5 protein-coding genes are annotated in these 5,132 nt (G+C 71.9%); 2 read left to right on the top strand and 3 right to left on the bottom strand.

Annotated features, from left to right (window positions below; translation table 11 throughout):
- Window positions 1-52: 52 nt before the first annotated feature.
- From AB0B33_RS46735 to AB0B33_RS46725, 3 genes are read right to left on the bottom strand one after another with little or no spacing between them, the layout of a single operon-like run.
- The gene (locus tag AB0B33_RS46735) at window positions 53-1,486 is read right to left on the bottom strand and encodes an alpha/beta hydrolase (protein ID WP_360784660.1); all 1,434 of its coding nucleotides are present in this window, start codon (window positions 1,484-1,486) and stop codon (window positions 53-55) included.
- Window positions 1,487-1,512: 26 nt separating this feature from the next.
- Window positions 1,513-2,232, bottom strand: coding sequence for an ABC transporter permease (locus AB0B33_RS46730; RefSeq protein WP_360784657.1), 720 nt, complete (start codon window positions 2,230-2,232; stop codon window positions 1,513-1,515).
- 10 nt (window positions 2,233-2,242) lie between these two features.
- Window positions 2,243-3,127, bottom strand: a complete 885-nt coding sequence (locus AB0B33_RS46725; protein WP_360784655.1) for an ABC transporter ATP-binding protein — start codon at window positions 3,125-3,127, stop codon at window positions 2,243-2,245.
- A 109-nt stretch (window positions 3,128-3,236) separates the two neighbouring features.
- Between AB0B33_RS46725 and AB0B33_RS46720 the strand changes: the two genes are divergently transcribed.
- Both AB0B33_RS46720 and AB0B33_RS46715 read left to right on the top strand, forming a co-directional pair.
- Entirely contained in the window at window positions 3,237-4,376 is a 1,140-nt protein-coding gene (locus AB0B33_RS46720) for a histidine kinase (protein WP_360784652.1), read from the top strand.
- Window positions 4,373-4,975, top strand: coding sequence for a response regulator transcription factor (locus tag AB0B33_RS46715; RefSeq protein ID WP_360784649.1), 603 nt, complete (start codon window positions 4,373-4,375; stop codon window positions 4,973-4,975). Before AB0B33_RS46720 ends, AB0B33_RS46715 begins: the two co-directional genes overlap by 4 nt.
- Window positions 4,976-5,132: the final 157 nt, after the last annotated feature.

The raw sequence follows: 5,132 nt of genomic DNA, 5'->3' as shown, positions 1-5,132 counted from the left end.
GTGTTCAGGCGGGTCAGAACCCGCCTGAACACTCACGACCTCCTGGCGTGCCTCAGCTTTCCGCGGCGCAGTGCGTGTCGCCCGGTCGCTGCCCGTTCACCAGGAACCCCGTCACCAGGGTGTTCCCGCACGTGTTGGGCCCGAACAGGTAAGCGCCGTGCCCGCCTTGGTCGATCGTGATCAGGCGGGCGCGGTCGCCGAACGCCGCGCGCAGCTTGCGGGCCCCGGACAACGGCGTCCCGGGGTCACGCTCGTTCTGCACCATCAGCACGTTCGCCGGGCCGCGGCCGGTGATCCGCACCCGCGGCTCGGCCGGCGGGGCCCAGTACGCGCACGCCGCGATGTTCGCGCCCGCCGCGCCGAGCATCGGGTACCGGACGCGGTCGATCGCCACGTCCAGCTGGTAGCTCGCGATCGACCGCGGCCACGCCGAGTCGCCGCAGATCACCGCGAAGCGGGACGCCAGCAGGTTTTCCACGCCCGTCACCGGTTCCGCCGGCGGCTTCGGGGCCCGGCCCTGCTCGAGCCCCTGCCAGTCCGCGGCCAACGGCGCCAGGTCCGTCGAGTACAGGCCCTCGAACGTCAGGCCGCGGAAGACCGAGCCGGTGATGCCCTCGACCGGGTTGCGGTCCAGCCGCGCCGCGAGCTCGTAGAACTTGGCCGTCACCTGCGCCGGCGTGCGGCCGAGCCCGTACTCCGGGTGCGCCGCGGCGAACTTCGCGAAGTCCGGGAACCGGTCCTCCATGCCCCGCGCGAAGCCGCGCATCGCCTCGATGTCGTAGCCGCCCGGCCCGAGGCTGCTGTCCAGCACGAACCGGTCGCTGCGCTCGGGGAACAGCGACGTGTACACCGCGCCCAGGTACGTGCCGTACGACGCGCCGAGGTAGGACACCGTGGACTCACCCAGCGCCGCGCGGATGCGGTCCATGTCCCGCGCGGTGTTCGCCGTGGTGACGTACGGCAGCATCGACCCGGTCTTCGCGTCCGCGCACTGCTTCGCCTCGGCCTTCGCCAGCTGAGCCTGCTTGACGACGTCGGCCGGGCCCTTCGCGTACGGCAGGTTGCCGACGGCGATCTGCTCCGGCGTCAGGTCGCACGTCACCGGCGTGCTGTGCGCGACCCCGCGCGGGTCGAAGCCGACGATGTCGTAGGCGTCGAGCACGTCCTGCGGCAGCTTCACGTACTTCAGCAGCTGCGGGTAGTCCAGGCCACCGCCGCCCGGCCCGCCCGGGTTGGTCAGCAGCACACCTCGCCGCTTCGCCGGGTTCTTGCTCGGCAGGCGCGACACGGCGACGTCGATCGCCTTTCCGCCCGGGTCCCCGTAGTCCAGCGGGACCTTCATCGTCGTGCACTGCAGGTCGGGCGTCGGGAAGGCCCCGGCCGGGCACGGTCCCCAGCTCAAGGTGTTCGGCGCCGCGGACGCGGCGGGGACGACGATCGTCGCGCCCACCACCGCGATCGCGGCCGCCAGCAAGGTTTTGCGCATCGGGTTTCCTTTCGTTCGCACCGCGGTCAGCGGCGCGGTTCCCAGCGGAAGAGCCGCGTCGCCAGCACGACCGCGACGACGACCCAGGCCAGGGTCGGGGCGAACAGGACCAGCGAATCGGCGACCGGGCGGCCGCCGTTCCAGGCGTCGAGCACCAGCTCGGCCGCCGAACCACCGGGCAGCAGGCGCTTGAGCAGCGTCAGCTCGCCGGTGCCGGTGAGGCCGACCCAGCCGGCCACCGCGATCACGCCGAGGCTGATCGGCAGCGTCGTCACCTGCGCGTGTTCGGGCGAGTTCGTCAGTCCGGCCGTGGCCAGGCCGAGCGCGAGCATCATGACCACGGTGGCCACGACGGCCGCGGCCAGCAGCAGCGGGTTCGCCGGCTTCCCGGTGACCACGGCCAGCACCGCGAGCAGCACGGCGATCTGCACCACCGCGATCGCGGTGACCGGCAGCAGCAGCCCGCCGAGGATCCCGGCGTCGCCCGCCGCGGTCGAGCGCAGGCGCTTGAGGAACAGGTTCTGGCGGCGGGCGGCCAGCGTCGTCACCGTCGTGGTGTAGAGGCCGATGCCCAGCACGAAGAACAACGTCAGCGTGGCGATGTAGCCGAGGCTCCCCACCTCGGCGAACACGTCGTGCCGGGCGATGAAGAACGCGCTGAGCGCGGCCGGCAGCACCAGGGCGGTGACCAGGACGAGCCGGTTCCGGAAGAGCTGGATCAGCTCGCCGCGGGCGATCGTCAGCATGTTCGTCCTTTCAGGAGTCTTCGATGGCGCGGAAGACGTCGTCCAGGCGCGTCGGCCCGGCCTGCAGGTCGAGCAGCTCCACGGCCTGGTCCTGCGCCCACGCGAGCAGCGTGTGGAGGTCCTTCTGCAGGCCGAACGTCTCGACGAGGAACTTGCCGTCGGCGCCGCGCGTGGCGAGCAGCGGCGGTGACGGCGCGTGGGCCGGGAGTCCGAAGTGGATGGTCGAGGGCAGCGTCCTGGTCAGCTCGGCGACCGTGCCCTCGCGGTGGAACGCGCCCTGGTGCATGAGCCCGATGCGGTCGGCGCGCTGCTGGGCTTCCTCGAGGTAGTGCGTGGTGAGCACGACGGTGGAGCCGTCCTCGCGCAGCCGGTCGACGGCGTCCCAGAGCGCGTCGCGCGACTGGATGTCGAGGCCGGTGGTGGGCTCGTCGAGGAAGACCAGCTCCGGCGTGCCGTAGACGGCGGTGGCGAAGTCGAGCCGCCGCTTCTCACCGCCCGAGAGCTGCCCGACCTTGGTGCCCGCCTTGCGGGTGAGGCCGACCACGCCGAGCACGCGCCCGACGTCGTCGTGCCGTTCGGTGAGCCGCCCGACCAGCGAGACGGTCTCGCGCACGGTCAGGTCGGCGGAGAACCCGCTCTCCTGCAACATGATCCCCATCCGCGGGCGGACGGCGGCGCGGTCGCGGGGGTCCTTCCCGAACACCCGCACGGCACCGGAGGTCGGCGCGCGGTGGCCTTCGACCGTCTCCAGGGTCGAGGTCTTCCCGGCGCCGTTGGTGCCGAGCAGGGCGTACAGCTCCCCGCGGTCCACTTGGAACGAAAGGTCCTTCACGGCGGGGAAACCGCCGTAGGTGAGGGTGAGGCGATCGACGTCGATGACGGGTGTCGTGGACATGCCCCGAATTCCAGCGGGGATCGGCGCCCCCCGGCAGTGAGGCGACGTCACCCGGATACATGACGCAGTGTCACTGGTGGCGCCCGCGGATCCCGTTACGCTCGGGTTCGTGGAGGTACCGATGATCGCGCGCCGGAGCTCCTGGACGGGTGGGGGCGTCCAGGAGCGCCTGCGCCGGCTGAACCTGATCACGACCGTCCCGCCGCTGGTGATCGTCGGCGTGGTGCTGCTGTTCCTGACCGCCCGGTCCTGGTGGCACGTCGTGATCCAGGTCGTCGGGCTGGTCGCGGCGCTGGCGACGGCCGAGCGCTGGACCGCGGGGGACTACCTGCGCGTCGCGCGCCCGAGCCTGGTCGTCACCGCGGTGGTCTGGCTGGCCGGGGCGCTGACCGACGACACCGCCGCGTTCTTCGGCCTGTCCGTCGTGGGTTCGTACCTCATCCCGCCGCTGCCGCGCCACCGGCTCGCCGCGCTGGGCGGGCTGGCGGCCCTGATCGCGGCGCTGGGCGCGACGAACGCGCTCGTGCACGACGACCGGATCGGCTGGCGGCTGTTCCAGTTCGCCGCCGTCCCGGCGTTCGCCATGCTGTTCTCGACCGCGTTCATGTTCGCCAGCCAGCGCTTCTTCGACCTGATCGCCGAGCTGGAACAGTCCCGCGAGCGGGAAGCGGAGCTGGCCGTCACCCGGGAGCGCGTGCGCTTCGCCGGCGACCTGCACGACATCCAGGGCCACACCCTGCACGTCGTCAAGCTGAAGGTGGCGCTGGCCGAGAAGCTGCTGGACCGCGAACCCGACCGGGCGCGCGAGGAGCTGCGGGAAGTGCACAGCCTGGTCGGCGACACCATCGTCCAGACCAAGGAACTCGCCTACGCCCAGCGGCGGCTCAACCTGTCCGCCGAGCTGGAGAACGCCAAGAACCTCTTCGAGGCGGCGGGGATCCACGTCCGCGTCGAGCGGGAGTCCGAAGTGGACGACACCGCGAGCGAGCTGCTCGGCCAGGTCCTGCGCGAGACGACGACCAACATCCTGCGCCACGCCGAGGCCCGCCAGGTGCGGATCACGCTGACCCGCCGCGGGATCGCGATCGACAACGACGGCGCCCCGGACACCGGCCCGCTCGAGCTGAGCGGGCTCGCGGTCCTCCGGCACCGCCTGGCCGGGCACGGCGCCGAGCTGGAAGTCTCGCACTCCGACGGCCGGTTCCGCACCGCGGCGGCCTTCCCCGCGCCGAAGGAGGCCCGACGATGACGACGGTGGTGCTCGCCGACGACGAAGCCCTGCTCCGCAAGGCACTGGCCGCGCTGCTGCCCCTGGAAGGCGGGATCACGGTGCTGGCCGAGGCCGAAGACGGCGAATCGGCGGTCACCGCCACCCTGGAGCACCGGCCGGACGTGCTGGTCATCGACCTCGAAATGCCCGGCGTCGACGGCCTCGGCGCGGTCGAGCGGATCCGCCGCGCCCATCCCGACCAGGTGATCCTGATGCTGACCCGGCACGCCCGCCCCGGCGTGCTCCGCAAGGCGCTGAAGCTCGGCGTCCAGGGCTTCGTCAGCAAGGCGGCGGAACCGGCGCACATCACGTCGGTGATCAAGACCCTGCACGCGGGCAAGCGCTGGATCGACCCGGACGTCTCGGCCCTCGCCGTCGTCGACGACTGCCCGCTGACCGACCGCGAGCTCGACGTCCTGCGCGCGACCCGCGACGGCTACTCGGTGGCCGACATCGCGGCCCGGCTGCACCTCGCCGAGGGCACCGTCCGCAACTACCTGTCGAACGCGATGCAGAAGACCCAGACCCGCACCCGTCACGAAGCGGCCCGCTACGCGCGCGAGCACGACTGGCTCTAGGTCGCGTCTGACCATGCCTTGGTCCAGGTGACCACGGCGTGGAGGACGACCGCTGATCGGTGGACGATGGCGAGCTTGATGCCCCTATCGATGTCAAGCGATCGCTGGCAGACCAGTGTGCTGCGTGGCCTGGGCGATGAGGTTGAAGAGCTCTCGC

Source organism: Amycolatopsis sp. NPDC049159, assembly GCF_040648295.1.
GTDB classification, from domain to species: Bacteria; Actinomycetota; Actinomycetes; order Mycobacteriales; family Pseudonocardiaceae; genus Amycolatopsis; species Amycolatopsis pretoriensis_A.
This window is presented reverse-complemented; position numbering and strand designations above follow the sequence as displayed.